This is a genomic window from Streptomyces sp. NPDC043878 (assembly GCF_056435735.1).
The window spans coordinates 1-17,908 of record NZ_JBWKDW010000031.1 but is presented as its reverse complement, the minus strand read 5'-3'; the positions used below and the strand labels follow the sequence as shown (position 1 = coordinate 17,908).

Below are 17,908 nucleotides of genomic sequence, written 5' to 3'. Positions count from 1 at the left end.
CCCTGTGTTTTTTGGAGGGTGCGCGCAGACCCGACCCAACCCCCCCCCCCCCCCCCCACCGACTGCCCCCCCTTCCGGCCAAGCCCTGCCCCGCCCCCGCCCCGGACCCGCTGCACGAGGTCTACGACTTCGCCAACGCCTGGGCCGAGCAGGCGCCCGCCGACTCGCCGCTGGCGATCCTGCCGGTCGTCGCGCACGCCGAGCGCTACCGCGTGCTGGCCGCGGCCGGGCACGAGCCCGCCGAACCGGCCCGCTCCGCCCACTGGACCGGGCGCCGGGCCCGCCAGGTGATGAAGGCCGCCTTCGACTGGTGGCTGGAGTGGGAGCACGACGGACATCCGCGCCGCCTGGTCGACCTGAACTTCCTCGCCCACGCCAAGGTCTGCGAGGGCCGGGGCGCCGAGGCCGCCGCCCTGTTCCACCGCATCGGCGACCATCCCACCGCCGCCCCCTGGGCCTATCCGGACCGTGACCCCTACACCGCCTTCCGTGCCGCACGCGAGACCGCGCTCGGCACGGCGTAGAGCTCCACCCCCACAGCTCCACCCGCACAGCTCCACCCCACGGCTCCACCCAGCAGCCCCACCCCGCCGCGATCCCCCGAGCAGAAGGACGGTCTCCGATGACGACGGGCAGTTCCAGTACGAGCAGAGCCACCGCCGACGACGGCATCAGCACGTTCAGGGGGCGGGAGCGCGCGCTGAGCGCCGACCGCCTCGGCACGGGGGGCCTGCTGCTCTCCGTCCTCGCGGCGACCGCCCCCCTCATGGTCGTCGCGGGTGTCATGCCCACTACATTCGCGGTGATGGGCATCGTCGGACAGCCTCTCCTGTTCGTCCTCCTCGGTGTGGTCCTGGTCCTCTTCAGCGTGGGCTACGCCGAGATGAGCCGCCACGTCCACAACGCCGGCGCGTTCTACGCCTACATCTCCCGCGGCCTCGGCGCCACCGCCGGCGCGGGCGCCGCCCTGGTCGCGCTGGTCGCCTACAACGCCCTCCAGGTCGGCATCTACGGCATCTTCGGCTACGAGGTCTCCGGACTGTTCGACACCTACGCCGACCTGCGGATCGCCTGGTGGATACCGGCCCTGGCGGCCGCCCTGGTCGTCGGCGCCCTCGGCTGGCTGAAGATCGACGTCAACGCGCGCGTGCTGGGCGTGCTGCTGGTGATCGAGGTGGCCCTGGTCGTCGTCTTCGACTTCGCCGCCCTGGCCGACCCCGCGCGCGAGGGCCTGTCCCTGCACGCCTTCAACCCCGACACCCTCAGCGGCGCCGGCGTCGGCACCGCCCTGTGCTTCTGCATCGCGGCCTTCCTCGGCTTCGAGCAGGCACCCGTCTACGCCGAGGAGACCAGCCGGCCGCACATCCTCGTGCCGCGCGTGATGTTCCTCGCGGTCGGCGGCGTCGCGGTCTTCTTCGCCCTCAGCAGCTGGGCACTGACCGTCGCCGCCGGACCGTCGGCGGTCGTCGGCGAGTCGCAGAAGCAGAGCGCCGGCCTGCTGTTCTCCCTCACCGACGCCCGGCTCGGCGGCACCTTCACCGACGTCCTGCACGTCCTGTTCGTGACCGGCATGTTCGCGGCCCTGCTCAGCTTCCACAACGTCGTCGCCCGGTACGCCTTCGCGATGGGCCGTGAGGGCCTGCTGCCCGCCGCGTTCGGCCGGACGACCGGCGCGAGCGGCGCGCCCGGCACCGGCTCGCTGCTGCAGACCGCGGTGTCCGTGGTGACGGTGACCGCCTTCGCGATCGCCGACGACAAGCCGGCCGGCGACCCGACCGAACCCGTCCTGCACCTGTTCACCTGGTTCGGCAACATCGGCGCCCTCGGCGTGATCGTGCTGATGGCGGCGGCCTCCGCCTCGGTCGTCGTCTTCTTCGCCCGCCGGGGCGCCGCGGGGGCGCAGGCCTGGCGGCTGGTGACCTCCACGGTCGCCGGCTTCGCCCTGCTCGTGATCGCCTTCTACACGGTCCGGGACTTCGACGTGCTGGTCGGCGCCGGCCCCGACTCGGCGCTCAGCTGGGTGCTGCCCGGGATCATCGGCCTCGCCGTGGTAGTGGGCCTCGCCCAGGGCCTGCTGCTGCGCGCCCGCAGGCCCGAGGCGTACGCCCGGATCGGCCTGGGCAACGAGGCGTTCCAGCTGGAGAAGGCCGCCGGGAAGGCGCCGTAGGCCGGCCGCCGTCTGAGAGCCGCGTAAGAAGTGCTTACGGAACCCTGACGAGCACCCGCCCGCCCTGGCCCCGCCGGGGTCGCGGGTGTTCGAATGGGGGAGTGAACCAGCAACAGCCCGAGGAGCGGGGCGCGCCCGTCGGCCGCCGCGTCGTCCTCGGCACTCTGGGCCTCGGCGCCCTCGGCGTCGTCGCCGCGCCCACCCTGCAACGCGGTCTGGAGGCCTTCCTCGGCAGTGCCGCGGACAAGGACCCCACGGGCCTCACGGGCCTGCTCCCCAACGGCGGCGGCTTCCGCTACTACTCGGTCACCTCCTCGGTGCCCCACAGGAACGCCGGGAACTACCGCCTCACCGTCGACGGCCTCGTGGACCACCCGAAGGACTACACCCTGGCCGACCTGCGGGCGCTGCCCCAGACCCGGCTGGTCAAGGACGTCCAGTGCGTCACCGGCTGGCGGGTGCCCGGCACCCCCTTCGAGGGCGTGCGCCTGTCCCGTCTGCTGGACGCGGCCGGGGTCCATTCCAGGGCGGGCGCGGTGCGCTTCCGCTGCTTCGACGGCGCCTACACCGAGTCGCTCACCCTCGCGCAGGCCCGCCGCTCCGACATCCTGGTGGCGCTGCGCATGCAGGACAAGGACCTCGGGCACAACCACGGCGGCCCGGTGCGCCTGTACGTGGCCCCCATGTACTTCTACAAGTCCGCCAAGTGGCTCTCCGGCATCACCGTCACCGAGGACGTGAAGCCCGGCTACTGGGAGGAGCGCGGCTACGACGTCGACGCCTGGGTCGGCCGTTCGAACGGGCGGGACGATGAGCGTACGAGCTGAGGCGGCCACGCCGTCGGTCTCCCTGATCCGCCGCTTCGGCCGGGCCCAGCGCTGGGTGCACCGCACGACGGCCGCGCTGATGGGTGTGTGCGTGGTCACGGCGGCCTGTCTGTACGTCCCCCAGATCGCCGAGCTCGTCGGACGCCGCGAACTGGTCGTCCGGGTCCACGAGTGGGCCGGCCTCGCCCTGCCCGTGCCCGCCCTGGCCGGACTCGCCTCCCGCGGTTTCCGCGCCGACCTCGGCTTCCTCAACCGCTTCGGCCCGCACGACAAGGTCTGGTTGCGCGCCGCCCTGCACCGCGACAAGCGGCGGTCGTCGCGCCCGGCGGGCAAGTTCAACGCCGGGCAGAAGATCTACGCGGCCTGGATCGCCGGGGCGACGCTCGTGATGCTCGGCACCGGCCTGCTGATGTGGTTCACCCACCTCACCCCGCTGATGTGGCGCACCAGCGCGACCTTCGTCCACGACTGGCTGGCCCTGACCGTCGGCATCGTGGTGGCCGGCCACATCGGCATGGCGATCGGCGACCCGGGAGCCCGCCGGGGCATGCGCACGGGCTCGGTGAGCAGGGAGTGGGCGGACCGGGAACATCCACTGTGGCGGCCGTGAGGGGGCCCGCGTCCGGGGTGGGGGCCTGAGCGCGTCCGGCCCGCGACCGCGTCGGCAGCCCGGCGATCCGGTGTGCCCCCCCGCTCGCGGCGATCCTGTGTTCCCCCCGCCCGCGGCGACCGGGCCGCCCGCGGCGACCGGGCCGCCCGCGGCGACCGGGCCGCCCGCCTTCAGACCGCGCCGAAGTCCAGCAGCACCTTGCAGGACCGGCTCCGGTCAGCCGCCAGGGCGAACGCCGGCTCCGCCTCCGTGACCGGGAGGACCGCGCTGATCAGGGAGTCGAAGGCGGGTTCGGCCGCGAGCAGGTCGAGCGCCCGGTCGAACTCGTCGTCGAAGCGGAACGCCCCGCGCAGTTCGACCTCGCGGCTCACCACCAGGTTGCCCGCGAACGGGCTGGGCCCCGGTGGCAGCATGCCCAGCTGGACCACGACCCCGCCGCGCCGCACCCGCCGCAGACAGGTGTCGAGCCCGGCGGCCGCCCCGGACGCCTCCACCGCCACGTCGGCCTCCGCCGGCCAGCCGGCGTCGTCCGGGTCGTCCGCCCGTACGACGGTGTCGGCGCCGACGCCACGGGCGTATCCGAGGGCCGCCGGGAGCAGGTCGGTGACCGTGACGCGGGCGGCGCCCGCCGCCCTCGCCGCCGCGACCACCAGACAGCCGATCGGACCCGCGCCGGTGACCAGGACGTGCCTGCCGGTGACGTCCCCGGCCCGCCCTATCGCGTGCAGGGCCACCGAGAGCGGTTCGGCGAGGGCGGCGCGCCGCATGCCGAGGCCCTCGGGAAGCGGCCTCACCTGCGCGACGGGTACGACCACCCGGGCCGCGAACCCGCCCTGGACGTGGGGGAAGCGCGCCGCGCTGCCGAGGTGGCGGGTGTCCCGGCAGACGTTGCGCCGGCCGTCCGCGCACTCCGGGCAGACCCCGCACGGCGTGGCCGGGTGCACGGCGACAGCCACACCGACCAGGGATCCTGACGAACCGTCACCAACGGCGACGACCGTCCCCACCACCTCGTGCCCGAGCACCATCGGCTCCCGGAGCCGGAAGTCCCCGACCCCGCCGTGCCGCCAGTAGTGCAGGTCCGACCCGCACACCCCGCCGTAGCGGACGGCGACGAGCGCCCGGCCGGGGCCGGGCACCGGCACCGGCAGCTCCACGACCCGCAGGTCTCCCGGACCGTGGATCACACAACCCAGCACCGCCCGGCTCCTTTCACAGCACGCTCGTCATACCGCCGTCGACGTACAGCACCTGTCCGCCGACGAAGTCCGCGGCCGGCGAGGCGAGGAACAGCAGTCCGCCCACCAGGTCCTCGGTGCGGCCCCACCGTCCGGCCGGGGTGCGTCCGCGCACCCAGGCACTGAACTCCTCGTCCTCCACCAGCGGTCTGGTCAGCTCGGTCTCGATGTAGCCGGGGCCGAGGCCGTTGACCTGCACGCCGGACGGGCCCCAGTCCGCGCACATGCCCTTGGTGAGCATCTTCAGCGCGCCCTTGGTGGCCGCGTAGGGCGCGATGCCGGGCCGGGCCACCTCGCTCTGCAGCGAGCAGATGTTGATGATCTTGCCGTGGCCGCGTTCCGTCATCCGGCGGGCCGCTTTCCGCCCCACCAGGAACGCGCTCGTCAGATTGGTGTCCAGCACGCGGTGCCAGTCGGATTCGGTGAACTCCAGGAGCGGGGCGCGCAGTTGCATGCCCGCGTTGTTGACCAGGATGTCCAGCGGGCCGACGCGTTGTTCGACGTCCGCGATCCCGGCCGCCACCGAGGCGCCGTCCGTCACGTCGAACACCGCGGTGCGGACGTCGCCGGGCAGTTCCGCGGCCGCCTCGCCGAGGCGACGTCCGTCCCGTCCGTTGAGGACGACCGTGCAGCCCGCCTCCAGCAGTCCGCGGGCCAGGGCCAGGCCGATGCCCCGGCTGGAGCCCGTGACCAGCGCCGTACGGCCGGTGATGTCGAACAGGGGGTGACTCATCGCCGTACCCCTACACAACCAGTGACAGGAGCAGGACCAGACCGCCGGCGACCACCGAGATGATCGTCTCCATCACCGACCAGGTCTTGAGGGTCTGGCCGACGCTGAGCCCGAAGTACTCCTTCACCAGCCAGAAGCCGGCGTCGTTGACGTGGCTGAAGAAGAGCGAGCCGGCGCCGATGGCGAGGACCAGCAGGGCCGTGTGGGCGGTCGACATGTCGGCGGCGAGCGGGGCGACCAGACCGGCCGCCGAGATCGTCGCCACGGTCGCGGAACCCGTCGCCAGCCGGATCGCCACCGCGATCAGCCAGGCCAGCAGCAGGGCCGGGATCGACCAGTCCTTGGAGATGTCCAGGATCATCTGGCCCACCCCGGAGTCGATCAGCGTCTGCTTGAAGCCGCCGCCCGCGCCCACGATCAGCAGGATGCCCGCGATGGGCGCGAGACCCAGGTCCACGGTCCGCGAGAGCCGCTCCCGGCTGAACCCGGCCGGCCGGCCCAGCGTGAACATGCCCACCATGACCGCGGCGAGCAGGGCGATCAGCGGGGAGCCGACCACGTCGAAGACGCGCTGCACGGTCTGCTCGGGGTCGTCGACCACGATGTCGACCAGCGCCTTGGACAGCATCAGGACGACGGGCAGCAGCACGGTGGCGATGGTGGCGCCGAAGCCCGGCCGGTTCTCCAGCTCCTCCGACGGGCGCTGCGGAACCATCCGGTCGGGGGCGGGCACGTCCACCCAGCGGGCGGCGAACCTCGAGAACACCGGACCGGCGATGATCACCGTCGGGATCGCCACGAGGATGCCGAGCGCCAGCGTCACCCCGAGGTTGGCCTTCACCGTGTCGATGGCGACCAGCGGGCCGGGGTGCGGCGGGATCAGGCCGTGCATCACGGACAGCCCCGCGAGGGCCGGGATGCCGATGCGCATCAGGGAGTAGTTGCCGCGCTTGGCGACCATCAGGACGACCGGGATCAGCAGCACGATGCCGACCTCGAAGAACAGCGGCAGCCCGATCACCGAGGCGATCAGGACCATCGCCCACGGCATGGAGCGGCCGCCCGCCTTCGCGAGGATCGTGTCGACGATCTGGTCCGCGCCACCGGAGTCGGCGAGCAGTCTGCCGAGGATCGCGCCGAGGGCGATCAGCACGCCCACGCCGGCGACCGTGGTGCCGAGCCCGGTGGTGAAGCTGACGATGACCTTGTCGAGCGGGGCGCCGGCGAACGCGCCCAGCGCCAGCGACCCGATGGTCAGCGCCAGGAACGCGTGGACCTTGAACTGCGTGATCAGCAGGACGATGACGGCGATGCCCGCCAGCACGGCTATGCCCAGCTGGGCGTGGCCGGCCGAGGTGATCGGCTCGACGGTGTCCGCTGCCAGCATCTCGACGCTGAGTCCGGTCACGGGATTGTCCCTTTACAGGTGTGGGAGGGGAGGGAGGCCTTACAGGTGCGGGAGGGGAGGTACGGAACGGGGGCGAGGGGAGCCGGCCCGTCAGCGCGGGGGTCCGGGAAGACCGGCGAGGGCCTTCGTGGCCCGTTCGGTGATCTCCTCGGGGCTCCCGGAGACGTCCACGGCGACCCCGGCCTCGTCCGCGCCGAGCGGCTGGAGCGTGGCGAACTGCGAGTCCAGCAGCGCCGTCGGCATGAAGTGACCCTGCCGGTGCGCCATCCGGTCCTCGATCAGCCGCCGGTCGCCCGCGAGGTGCAGGAACGTGATCCGAGGGGCCTGGGCCCTGAGCCGGTCGCGGTAGGAGCGCTTCAGCGCCGAGCAGCTGACCACCCCGCCCAGTCCGGCCCGCCGGTGTGCCCAGGAGCCGATGGCGTCGAGCCAGGGCCACCTGTCCGCGTCGTCGAGCGGGGTCCCCGCCGACATCTTGGCGATGTTGGCCGGCGGGTGGAAGTCGTCGCCCTCGGCGTACGGGACGCCCAGCCGGGCCGCGAGCAGGGGACCGATCGTGGTCTTGCCCGTGCCCGCGACGCCCATCACCACCACCACGTGCGGGGTACGCATCACTGCCTCGCTGTCTCCTCGGCCTCCGGCGCCGCCATCCGGCGCCGGGCGTCACTGAAGCGCATTAGGTACGACGAATTCAAGAGTGTGTGCCAAATAAGTCTGACTTTTTGGCCCGTGATCTGCCCCGTACTCTGAGTGCATGAGCACACCGGGCCGGGGTCTGCACGGCCATGTACTGGACACCCTCGGCCCCGCGATCACAGCGGGCGAATATCCTCCCGGCAGCGTTCTGCGCACCGACGAACTCGCGCAGCGCTTCGAGGTGTCACGTTCGGTGATGCGCGAGGCGGTCCGCGTCCTGGAGTCCATGCACCTGGTCGAGTCCCGCCGCCGGGTCGGCGTGACGGTGCGCGCCGAACGCGAGTGGAACGTCTACGACCCGCAGGTCATCCGCTGGCGGCTGGCCGGCGCGGACCGTCCGCGGCAACTGCGCTCCCTCACCGTGCTGCGCTCCGCGATCGAGCCGGTCGCCGCGGGCCTGGCCGCCCGGCACGCCACCGCCGAACAGTGCGCCGCGCTCACCGAGTGCGCCCTCGGCATGGTCGCCCACTCCCGCGGCCACCGCCTCCAGGACTACCTCGTCCACGACGTGGCGTTCCACCGGGTCATCCTCGGGGCCTCGGGCAACGAGATGTTCGCCCGCCTCGGCGACGTCGTCGCGGAGGTCCTGGCCGGCCGCACCCAGCATGAGGTGATGTTCGAGGACCCCGACCCGGCCGCCGTCACCCTGCACGTCCAGGTCGCGGAGGCGGTCCGCGAGGGCGACGGGGCACGCGCCGAGAAGCTGACCCGGGAGATCACGGTGGGAGCGCTCCAGGAACTGGACATCCTCGCGCCGTGACGCCCCTCCCGGCCGCCGGCCGGGTCAGTCCGGGAACTCCCCGTCGACGTACACCCACGCCCCCTCGACCCGCTCGAACCGGCTGCGCTCGTGCAGGTGACCGCCCCGGTACGACGCCCGGAAGGTCACCGTCCCCGCCGTGTGGAAGGCCGAGCCGTCCTCGGTCCCCAGGATCTCCAGACCGGTCCACCGCACATCCGGATCGAGTTCGACCCGCGGCGGCCGCGTCCGCGGATGCCAGGTCCGCAGCAGGTATCCCTCGTCCCGCCGCACGAAGGCGCTGTAGCGCGAACGCATGAGCGCCTCCGCCGTCGGCGCGGCGCCCGCACCCCGGTGGAACCGGCCGCAGCACCGCGCGTACGTCTCCGGGAGGCCGCAGGGGCAGGGCGCTTCGGTCACGGGGGCGGAGCCGTGCCGCCGCCCCTGGTGCGGGGTACGTCGGGACATGGCGTCCATCCTGCCGCACCTCTCCCGGCTACCGCACCGGCCCTCCGGGCAGCGGCGGCAGCGCCGTGCCGTACACCCAGGCGTCGAACAGCTCCTCCTGCGACTCCGCCGCGAACCGGGCCACATGCGCCGTGAACGTCGCCGTGGTCACCGAGCCGCCCCGGTGCAGTCCGGCCCAGGCGCGCAGCATCCGGAAGAACGCCTCGTCGCCCATGGCGCAGCGCACCGCGTGCACCGTCAGACCGCCGCGCTCGTAGAGCCGGTCGTCGAACATCGACTTGCGGCCCGGGTCGGCCAGCTTCAGGTCCTGCGGCAGCGAGGACAGCAACCGGTGCGCCGCGGCGGCCAGTTGCTGGGCCGAACGCCCGCCCGAGCGCTCCGACCACAGCCACTCCGCGTACTTCGCGAACCCCTCGTTCAGCCAGATGTGCCGCCAGTCCGCGATGGACACACTGTTGCCGAACCACTGGTGCGCCAGCTCGTGCGCGACCAGCCGCTCCGAACCCCGCGCCCCGTCCACGTGGTTGGCGCCGAACAGCGACAACCCCTGTGCCTCGACCGGGACATCGAGCTCCTCCTCGGTCACCACGACCGCGTACTCGTCGAACGGGTACGGCCCGAAGAGCTGCTGGAACAGGTGCATCATCCCGGGCTGCCGCGCGAAGTCCCGCGAGAACTCCGGCAGCAGCTGCGCCGGGATGTGCCCGTGCTGCGGGACCCCGCCGAGCCCGGGATCGCCGAGCAGCACCGTCTGGTACTTCCCGATCGACAGCCCGACCAGATAACTGGACGTCGGCGCCGACTGCTCGTACACCCAGGTCGTCGTGCTGGCCTTCGTCGTCCGGGTCAGCAGCCGCCCACCCGCCACCACCGCGTACGCCGACGGCGTGGTGATCGAGATCTGGTACGACGCCTTGTCGGCCGGCCGGTCGTTGCACGGGTACCACGACGGCGCGCCGACCGGCTGGCTCGCCACCAGCGCCCCGTCCGTCAGCTCCTCCCAGCCGAGGCCGCCCCAGGGGCTGGCGACCGGCCTGGGATTGCCCGACCAGTGCACCTCGACGGTGAACGTGGCCCCCGCCCGGACGGGCTTCGCGGGACGGATGCGCAGCCTGCCGCCCCGGTGCGTGTAGTGCGGCTGCCGGCCGTCCACCCGGACCCGGCCCACCCGGAAGTCGGCCAGGTTCAGCTGGAACTCGGCGAGCGGCGCACGGCCCGCTATGGCGTTGATCCGGGCCGTCCCCGACAGGCGGTTGGGCCCCGGTCGGTAGTCCAGCGCGAGCTCGTAGCGGTGGACCCGGTAACGGGGATCACCGTTGGCCGGGAAATACGGGTCCGCGCCCACGGACTGCTGAACTGCCACTGCTGCGTCTGCTCCCTGCGCTGTGCTCGTACGTCGTGCCGGATCACGTGATCGCGCACCGTCCTCCGGCCCCTGACGAGCCGCGCTCAGGGACGCCATGCCTCGATCGGGTTGCCGAGCCAGCGGGTGTCGTCGGGGACGGACTCCGCCGCCATCACGAGCGACGCGGGGCCCAGGGTCGTACGGGCTCCGACGGTGCTGCCGGGCAGGACGATTCCGCCAGGACCCAGCGTCGCGCCCTCACGGAGGACCACAGTATCCGTCCGCAAGATCCGGTCGTGGAAGAGGTGCGTCTGCAGTACGCAGCCGCGGTTCACGCTCACCCCGTCCTCCAGCGTCACCAGGTCCGTCTCGGGCAGCCAGTAGCTCTCCACCCACGCGCCCCTGCCGATGTGCGCGCCGAGGCCGCGCAGCCACGCCGTCAGCACCGGCGTGCCCGGCACCGAGCCGGCCAGCCACGGCACGGCCACCACCTCCACGAACGTGTCCGCCAGCTCGTTGCGCCACACGAACCCGCTCCACAACGGGTGCTCCCCGGCCCGGTGGCGGCCCACCAGCAGCCACTTCGCCACGATCGACACGAGGGCCGCCGCGGCCCCCGTCCCCAGCAGCACCAGCCCGGACAGCAGCGGCGCCCACGCGCCCAGCGCACACAGCGCGGCCACCGTCAGCACGGCCAGCGCCGCCGAGCAGAACACCGGCACGATCCGGCACAGCTCCACCAGCGCCCGCGCCCACAGCAGCAGCGCCGGCGGGTCGTACGTCCGGCTCTGGTCACCGCCCGCCGAACTCCGCGGCAGCTTCACCGGCGGCAGTCCCAGATACGAACTGCCCTTCTTCGCCTTCTTCGGCGTCGCCGACAGCACACCCACCAGGCCGCCGTCCGGCACACTGCGCCCCGGCGCGGTCATCCCCGAGTTGCCGAGGAACGCCCGCCGTCCGATCTCCGCGCGCCCGATCCGCACCCAGCCGCCACCGAGCTCGTACGGCGCGGTCAGCGTGTCGTCGGCCAGGAACGCGCCCTCACCGACCGTGGTCAGGCTCGGCAGCGCGAGGACGGTCGACACCTCGGCACCCCGCCCGATCCGCATCCCGAGCAGCCGCAGCCACACCGGCGTGACCAGCCCGGCGTACAGCGGGAACAGCGTCTCGCGCGAGCGGTCCATCAACTGGGTGACGGTCCACGCCTGCCAGCCGATCCGGCTGTGCGTGGGATGCGTGCCCTCACGCAGCCGCACACTCAGTAGGCGCACCGCGACCAGCAGCAGCACCGCGTACGCCAGCCCGAAGGCGAGCGTCGCCGGCACCAGGGCGAGGGCCGCGCCCCGAAGGGCCTCGGCCAGGCCGCTGCCCGGCGTCACGAACAGACGGGCCACCAGCAGGGCCGCCCCGCCCGCGACCACCGGCAGCGCGGTGAGCGCGAAGCCCGCCACGCCGTACATCACGCGCCAGTACGTGCCCCGGCGCGGCCGCTCCTTGGGCCAGTCGTGCTTGGCCTTGCCGAGCTTGGCCGCGGGCGCGCCCGCCCACCGCTGCCCGGTGGGAACCTGCCCGGTGACGGCCGAGCCGGGCGCCACCTCGGCGCCCTTGCCCACCCGGGCTCCGGGGAAGAGCGCGCTGCGCGTACCGACCACGGCGTGCGCGCCCACCCTGACCGGGCCGATCTCCAGCCGGTCGCCGTCCAGCCAGTAGCCGGAGAGGTCCACCTCGGACTCGACGGCGGCACCCCGGCCCAGGCGCAGCATGCCGGTCACCGGCGGCAGTGAGTGCAGGTCCACGTCGGGACCGACCTTGGCGCCCAGCGCCCGCGCGTACCGCTCCAGCCACGACCCGGTCAGCGAGGTCGCCCCGCTGAACTCGGCCAGCCGCTCCGCCGTCCACAACCGCAGATGCACACCACCACCGCGCGCGTACCGGCCCGGCCGCACGCCCCGCAGCAGCAGCCGCGCCCCGCCCGCGGCGATCGCGAGGCGCCCGGGCGGGCTGAACAGCAGCAGGGCCGCGCCGGCGACCAGCCACCACGGGGCGGTCGGCAGCCAGGCGTATCCGGACAGCAGGTTGCCGAGCGCGGCCAGCGGTACCCACCAGCGCAGCCCCAGCAGCGTGAACAGCGGCACCAGGGCGAGCGTCTGGATCACCTGGGCACGCACCGGGACCGGCGCGATCTCCCGGGCCGTTCCGTCGTCCTGCGCGGACCTCTCCAGGCGGCGGGCCAGCTTGCGCAGGGTCGGCTGCTGGTAGATGTCCAGGACGGCGGCGCTCGGAAAGCGGGCACGCAGCCGGGTGGTCAGCTGGGCGGCGGCGAGGCTGCCGCCGCCGATGGCGAAGAAGTCGTCGCGGGCACCGGTGACGGGGATGCCGAGGACTTCGGTCCACTGCTCCGCGAGCCACGCCTCGGTGCCGTAGAGCTGCTCGGCCGGGCCACCGGTCACCAGCCCCTCCAGCGGCCACGGCAGCGCGGCCCGGTCCACCTTGCCACTGGTGCGGGTCGGCAGGTCGCCGACCGGCGCGAGCAGCGGGACGAGCGCGGCGGGCAGCTCGGCGCGCAGCCTCTCCACGGCCGCGGCCTGGTCCCAGCCGTCCTGGGTGACGACATAGCCGACCAGCAGCTGGTTGCCGCCGCGGGCGGTGCGTACGGCCGCGGCGGCCCCCGCCACCCCGGGCAGTGCCTGCAGGGCGGCGTCCACCTCGCCCAGCTCGATGCGGCGGCCGCCGAGCTTGATCTGCTCGTCGGCCCGCCCGAGGAACACCAGTCCCTCGGGTTCCGCCCTGACGAGGTCACCGCTGCGGTACGCCCGCTCCCAGCCCAGCGACTGAAGCGGCGCGTACTTCTCGGCGTCCTTCTCGGCGTCGAGGTACCGGGCGAGCCCGACCCCGCCGATCACCAGCTGTCCGCTGCCGCCCATCGGCACCGGCTCGCCGCCGTCGTCGACGACGGCCAGCTCCCAGCCGTCCAGCGGCAGCCCGATCCTGATCGGTTCCGCACCGGACATCAGCGAGGCGCAGGCGACCACGGTCGCCTCGGTGGGCCCGTAGGTGTTCCACACCTCGCGCCCCTCCGTCACCAGGCGCTGCGTCAGCTCCGGCGGACAGGCCTCACCGCCGAAGATCAGCAGGCGTACGTCGTTGAGGGTCTCCGGCTCCCACAGGGCGGCCAGTGTGGGCACCGTCGACACGACGGTGATCTCCTGCTCGACCAGCCAGGGCCCCAGGTCGGCCCCGCTCCTGACCTGCGAGCGCGGCACCGGCACCAGACAGGCCCCGTGGCGCCAGGCCAGCCACATCTCCTCGCAGGAGGCGTCGAACGCGACGGACAGTCCGGCCATCACCCGGTCGCCTGGCCCGATCGGCTCCTCGGTCAGGAACAGCGCGGCCTCGGCGTCCACGAAGGCGGCGGCGCCGCGGTGGCTGACGGCGACGCCCTTGGGCCTGCCCGTCGAGCCGGAGGTGAAGATGATCCAGGCGTCGTGCTCGGTGCCGGGCCGGGCGGCGGCGGAGTCGGAGGAGCCGTGCACGGCGATCTCGTGACCGGCGCCGATCACGGCCCGCACGTCCGCCTCCCCGAACACCAGCTCGGCGCGCTCGTCGGGGTCCTCGGCGTCGACCGGGACGTAGGCGGCTCCGGCGGCCAGGACGGCCAGGACGGCGACGTAGAGGTCGTTGGTGCCCGACGGGACGCGCACGCCCACCCGGTCGCCGAGGCCGACACCGGCGGCGGCGAGGTCACGCCGCAGGTTCTGTACCTCGACGGCCAGCGCCCGGTAGGTGAGACGGACCGTGCCGTCGTCCAGGGCGAGTTCGTCGGGGTAGGAGCGCACGGACGCGTCGAAGATGTCGACGAGGGTGCGCGGAGAGGCGGCCGGTCCGCCGGAGAAGCGTGCCGTGTCGCCGAACCGTTCGCGTATCTCTTCGTCGAGCAGACCGAGAGCACTGCTCTCGTGTATGGCTGCCATCGGGTCCTCGCGTCTCGATCCCGGAGCCATCCGGGGCGCTGGCGGGCCCGCACCCACAGGTCTGCCTGGGGTTGTCCGGCACCAGCTCCGTAACAAGCCGGAAATTTTAGTACGAAGCTAGGTCCGCCCTCCCGGACCGGCCACCCGGGAGGGCCGTCCGGGGCCGGCCGGCGGCGCCGCGCACCCGTCGTGACCTGGTGATCTTGACCGCGGGGGAGAGATGTCCCACATCGGGCGCAAAGGGGTCCTCGCGGGGACGGAACGACGAATCCCCCGGCCGCTGAGCGGCCGGGGGATTCGGCTGGTGTCCGAGGGGGGACTTGAACCCCCACGCCCGATAAAGGGCACTAGCACCTCAAGCTAGCGCGTCTGCCATTCCGCCACCCGGACAAGGTGTGTGCCGTGCGGAGTTTCCCCCGCGGCGACAGGTGAAACATTACCAGGCTTCCGGGAGTGACCGATCACCCCCGCCGGGCCCCCGGGCCCGCCCCCGCCTCCGCCCCCGCGTGAACGGCGTGTGACGGGCCGGGACCGGTCTTGGGGCGCGAGCCGGGAGAGGTGGAGGATGAAGGCGACCACCAGCAGTGACAGCGGGAGGAAGCAGCGTGAGCGAGACGGACACGGCCAGGAGCGTCACCGGCCAGGACGAGGTCGTGGACCTCTGCCGCGAGCTGATCCAGATCGACACCAGCAACTACGGCGACCACTCGGGACCGGGCGAACGCAAGGCGGCCGAGTACGTCGCCGAGAAGCTCGCCGAGGTCGGCCTCGACCCGCAGATCTTCGAGTCGCACCCGGGCCGCGCCTCCACCGTGGCCCGCATCGAGGGCGAGGACCCGTCCCGGCCCGCGCTCCTCATCCACGGCCACACCGACGTCGTACCGGCCAACGCCGGCGACTGGACCCACCACCCCTTCTCCGGCGAGATCGCGGACGGATGCGTGTGGGGTCGCGGAGCCGTCGACATGAAGGACATGGACGCGATGACCCTCGCGGTCGTCCGCGACCGGCTGCGCAGCGGGCGCAGGCCGCCCCGCGACATCGTGCTGGCCTTCCTGGCGGACGAGGAGGCCGGCGGCACCTACGGCGCACGGCACCTCGTCGACAAGCACCCCGGCCTGTTCGAGGGCGTCACCGAGGCCATCAGCGAGGTGGGCGGCTTCTCCTTCACCGTGAACGAGCAGCGCCGGCTCTATCTGATCCAGACGGCCGAGAAGGGCATGCACTGGATGAAGCTGACCGTGGCCGGCACCGCCGGGCACGGGTCGATGATCCACCGCGACAACGCCATCACCGAGCTGTCGGAGGCCGTCGCCCGGCTCGGCCGGCACACCTTCCCGGTGCGGGTCACCAAGACCACCCGGGCCTTCCTCGACGAACTCGGGGACGCGCTCGGCACCGAACTCGACCCCGAGGACATGCAGGGCACGCTCGCCCGGCTGGGCGGCATCGCCAAGCTCATCGGCGCGACCCTCAGCAACACCGCCAACCCCACGCAGCTGAACGCCGGTTACAAGGTCAACGTCATCCCGGGTGAGGCCACCGCGCACGTCGACGGACGGTTCCTGCCCGGCTTCGAGGAGGAGTTCCTCGCCGACCTCGACCGGATCCTCGGACCGAACGTGCGGCGCGAGGACGTGCACTCCGACAAGGCCGTGGAGACCACCTTCGACGGCACGCTCGTCGCGGCGATGCAGTCCGCGCTGCTCGCGGAGGACCCGGCGGCGAAGGCCATCCCGTACATGCTCTCCGGCGGCACGGACGCAAAGTCCTTCGACGACCTGGGCATCCGCGGCTTCGGCTTCGCCCCGCTGAAGCTGCCGCCGGAGCTGGACTTCGCCGGTATGTTCCACGGCGTCGACGAACGCGTGCCGGTGGACGCGCTGCGGTTCGGCGTACGGGTGCTCGACCGGTTCATCGACGCGTCCTGAACCGCCGTATTCGACCGCGCGTACGGAACCGACTGAGAAGAGTGAATGCGACCATAAGCTCGTAGCTCCATTACTCCTTCCTCGTTACAGGTGATGCGATCCGCTGCTTGGGATCGCATTGCCAACAAGGAGGAATAATGATCAAGAAGGTCGTCGCTGCTGCGGCTGCCACTGGTGGGCTGGTTCTCGCGGGCGCGGGCCTGGCTGTCGCCGACGCTGGTGCTCAGGGTGCTGCCGTGCAGTCCCCGGGCGTCCTGTCCGGCAACGTCGTTCAGGTTCCCGTGCACATCCCGGTGAACGTCTGCGGCAACACGGTCTCCGTGATCGGGCTGCTGAACCCCGCCTTCGGCAACACCTGCGTCAACCACTGACGTTGTGCCTCGCCCCGTGAGGGCCTGAGCCGGCCGGCCCCGGAGCGCACGCCATGCGCTCCGGGGCCGACCGGCCTTTTCGGAATGCCGGGACGCCCTGAGGATGTCGTTTCTCTGACCCCGGATTTCGGATTTCGGATTTCGCTACAAGGTCGAAGGCAGGGATTCAGTAATGCGACAGGTCACCCGCAAGGGTCTGATGACCGTGGCGGCCGCGACCGGCGTGCTCGCCGCCGCGGGGGGCGCCGCCCACGCCGACTCGGGTGCGAGCGGCTCCGCCTCGAACTCGCCGGGCGTACTGTCCGGCAACACCGTGCAGGCGCCGGTGCACGTGCCGGTGAACGCCTGCGGGAACACGGTGAACGTCGTCGGGGTGCTGAACCCCGCGGTGGGCAACAAGTGCGCCGACCGGAGCGGCGGCGGTCCGGCCGGGGGGTACGGCGGCCAGGGAGACAGTCATGGAGGCAGCCACGGAGGTCCCGGGGGTCACGGGGGCTCGCACGCCGGCGGACACACCGGCGGTTCTCCCGGCGTCGGCTCGGGCAACCACGTCGAGGTGCCGATCGACGTCCCCGTGAACCTCTGCGGCAACAGCGTGGACGTCATCGGCGTCGGCAACCCCGCCACGGGCAACGACTGCGCGGACGACGGGGGTTACGGAGGGCACGGGGGTGGCCACGGTGGCCATCACGGGGGTGGCCACGGGCACGACTGCGGTCATGGACACGGCGGGCACCACGGACACGGTGGGCACCATGGGCACGGCGGCGGTCACTCCACCCCGCCCGGAACGCCGGGCCACCCCGGCACCCCCGAGCACCCGGGCCACCCCGGCACCCCGGGACATCCGAACCAGCCCGGTCACCCCGGTCACCCCGGTCTTCCGGGAACCCCGTCCGTCCCCGGTGGACACCTGCCCGGTGGACACCTGCCCGGCGGACACGTGCCGGGTGGCTCCTCGCACGCCGGTCAGCCGGGCGCCCGGTCCGTCGTCCAGCCGCAGGCCGCCGCGCAGCTCGCCCACACCGGCAGCGACCTGCCGATGGGCCTCGTCCTCCCGGTGGGCGCGGGAGCGCTGCTGGCGGGGGCCGTCCTCTACCGGAAGGGACGCGCCGCGGTGTGATCACGCGGTGGCCGCGCCGCGGCGCGGCCACCGCGTGGCAGGCGCCCAGGTGTGACCTCCGCGGGGCAGGCGCCCAGGTGTGACCTCCGCGTGGCAGGCGGCCAGGTGTGACCGGGCGTGCACCCGGCGAAAGGCACCGCGCTCACCGCACTCCCACGGGCGGTGAGCGCGGGGGCGCGGGCCCCGCCTCGGGGAGGGCCATCCCGCTCTTTGGCGTCTCCCCCAGTGGAGCGGACCTCGGGGAGGACCCTCCCTCGCCACCACACCCCTTGGCTGCCGTCACC

14 protein-coding genes, 1 tRNA gene and 1 pseudogene are annotated in these 17,908 nt (G+C 72.9%); 8 read left to right on the top strand and 8 right to left on the bottom strand.

The annotated features are described in order from the left end of the window. The 4 genes and pseudogenes from AC07AZ_RS32780 to AC07AZ_RS32765 all read left to right on the top strand — a co-directional run. Positions 1-524, top strand: a pseudogene (locus tag AC07AZ_RS32780) (hypothetical protein); the annotation flags it as partial. Between the two features lie 98 nt (positions 525-622). After that, a complete protein-coding gene (locus AC07AZ_RS32775) occupies positions 623-2,167 on the top strand; it encodes an APC family permease (RefSeq protein ID WP_478854254.1) in 1,545 nt (514 codons plus the stop codon). A gap of 101 nt (positions 2,168-2,268) precedes the next feature. After that, entirely contained in the window at positions 2,269-2,994 is a 726-nt protein-coding gene (locus AC07AZ_RS32770) for a molybdopterin-dependent oxidoreductase (RefSeq protein ID WP_478854252.1), read from the top strand. After that, positions 2,978-3,604 (top strand): cytochrome b/b6 domain-containing protein, encoded by a 627-nt coding sequence (locus AC07AZ_RS32765; protein ID WP_478854250.1) that lies wholly within the window; start codon positions 2,978-2,980, stop codon positions 3,602-3,604. The genes AC07AZ_RS32770 and AC07AZ_RS32765 overlap by 17 nt, the downstream gene beginning before the upstream one ends. A gap of 170 nt (positions 3,605-3,774) precedes the next feature. Here the strand turns inward: AC07AZ_RS32765 and AC07AZ_RS32760 are convergent, their stop codons facing one another. The 4 genes from AC07AZ_RS32760 to AC07AZ_RS32745 all read right to left on the bottom strand — a co-directional run bounded on the left by AC07AZ_RS32760 (position 3,775) and on the right by AC07AZ_RS32745 (position 7,592). Then, positions 3,775-4,803, bottom strand: coding sequence for an L-idonate 5-dehydrogenase (locus AC07AZ_RS32760; RefSeq protein ID WP_478854248.1), 1,029 nt, complete (start codon positions 4,801-4,803; stop codon positions 3,775-3,777). A gap of 13 nt (positions 4,804-4,816) precedes the next feature. Next, on the bottom strand, positions 4,817-5,575 hold the full coding sequence (locus AC07AZ_RS32755) for an SDR family oxidoreductase (RefSeq protein ID WP_478854246.1): 759 nt from the start codon (positions 5,573-5,575) through the stop codon (positions 4,817-4,819). A gap of 10 nt (positions 5,576-5,585) precedes the next feature. Further along, positions 5,586-6,983, bottom strand: coding sequence for a GntP family permease (locus tag AC07AZ_RS32750; protein WP_478854244.1), 1,398 nt, complete (start codon positions 6,981-6,983; stop codon positions 5,586-5,588). Between the two features lie 90 nt (positions 6,984-7,073). After that, the gene (locus AC07AZ_RS32745) at positions 7,074-7,592 is read right to left on the bottom strand and encodes a gluconokinase (RefSeq protein ID WP_478854242.1); all 519 of its coding nucleotides are present in this window, start codon (positions 7,590-7,592) and stop codon (positions 7,074-7,076) included. Positions 7,593-7,734: 142 nt separating this feature from the next. Here AC07AZ_RS32745 and AC07AZ_RS32740 point away from each other — a divergent pair, with 142 nt between their 5' ends. Then, positions 7,735-8,436, top strand: a complete 702-nt coding sequence (locus AC07AZ_RS32740; RefSeq protein WP_478854240.1) for a FadR/GntR family transcriptional regulator — start codon at positions 7,735-7,737, stop codon at positions 8,434-8,436. Between the two features lie 24 nt (positions 8,437-8,460). On the opposite strand, the gene AC07AZ_RS32735 is transcribed toward AC07AZ_RS32740, so the two are convergent. The 4 genes from AC07AZ_RS32735 to AC07AZ_RS32720 all read right to left on the bottom strand — a co-directional run bounded on the left by AC07AZ_RS32735 (position 8,461) and on the right by AC07AZ_RS32720 (position 14,589). Next, positions 8,461-8,883, bottom strand: a complete 423-nt coding sequence (locus tag AC07AZ_RS32735) for a YchJ family protein (RefSeq protein ID WP_478854238.1) — start codon at positions 8,881-8,883, stop codon at positions 8,461-8,463. A gap of 28 nt (positions 8,884-8,911) precedes the next feature. Next, on the bottom strand, positions 8,912-10,246 hold the full coding sequence (locus tag AC07AZ_RS32730) for a M1 family metallopeptidase (protein ID WP_478854236.1): 1,335 nt from the start codon (positions 10,244-10,246) through the stop codon (positions 8,912-8,914). Between the two features lie 86 nt (positions 10,247-10,332). Then, a complete protein-coding gene (locus tag AC07AZ_RS32725) occupies positions 10,333-14,199 on the bottom strand; it encodes a Pls/PosA family non-ribosomal peptide synthetase (protein ID WP_478854234.1) in 3,867 nt (1,288 codons plus the stop codon). Positions 14,200-14,501: 302 nt separating this feature from the next. Next, positions 14,502-14,589: transfer RNA gene (locus AC07AZ_RS32720), tRNA-Leu, on the bottom strand. A 215-nt stretch (positions 14,590-14,804) separates the two neighbouring features. On the opposite strand from AC07AZ_RS32720, the gene AC07AZ_RS32715 reads away from it, so the two are divergent. From AC07AZ_RS32715 to AC07AZ_RS32705, 3 genes are all read left to right on the top strand, one after another. Then, positions 14,805-16,130, top strand: coding sequence for a M20/M25/M40 family metallo-hydrolase (locus AC07AZ_RS32715; protein ID WP_478854232.1), 1,326 nt, complete (start codon positions 14,805-14,807; stop codon positions 16,128-16,130). A gap of 137 nt (positions 16,131-16,267) precedes the next feature. Further along, positions 16,268-16,501 (top strand): chaplin ChpH, encoded by a 234-nt coding sequence (gene chpH / locus AC07AZ_RS32710; RefSeq protein ID WP_356041765.1) that lies wholly within the window; start codon positions 16,268-16,270, stop codon positions 16,499-16,501. A 172-nt stretch (positions 16,502-16,673) separates the two neighbouring features. Beyond that, positions 16,674-17,624: a chaplin gene (locus tag AC07AZ_RS32705; RefSeq protein ID WP_478854230.1), complete on the top strand. Its 951-nt coding sequence runs from the start codon at positions 16,674-16,676 to the stop codon at positions 17,622-17,624. The last annotated feature ends 284 nt before the right edge of the window (positions 17,625-17,908 follow it).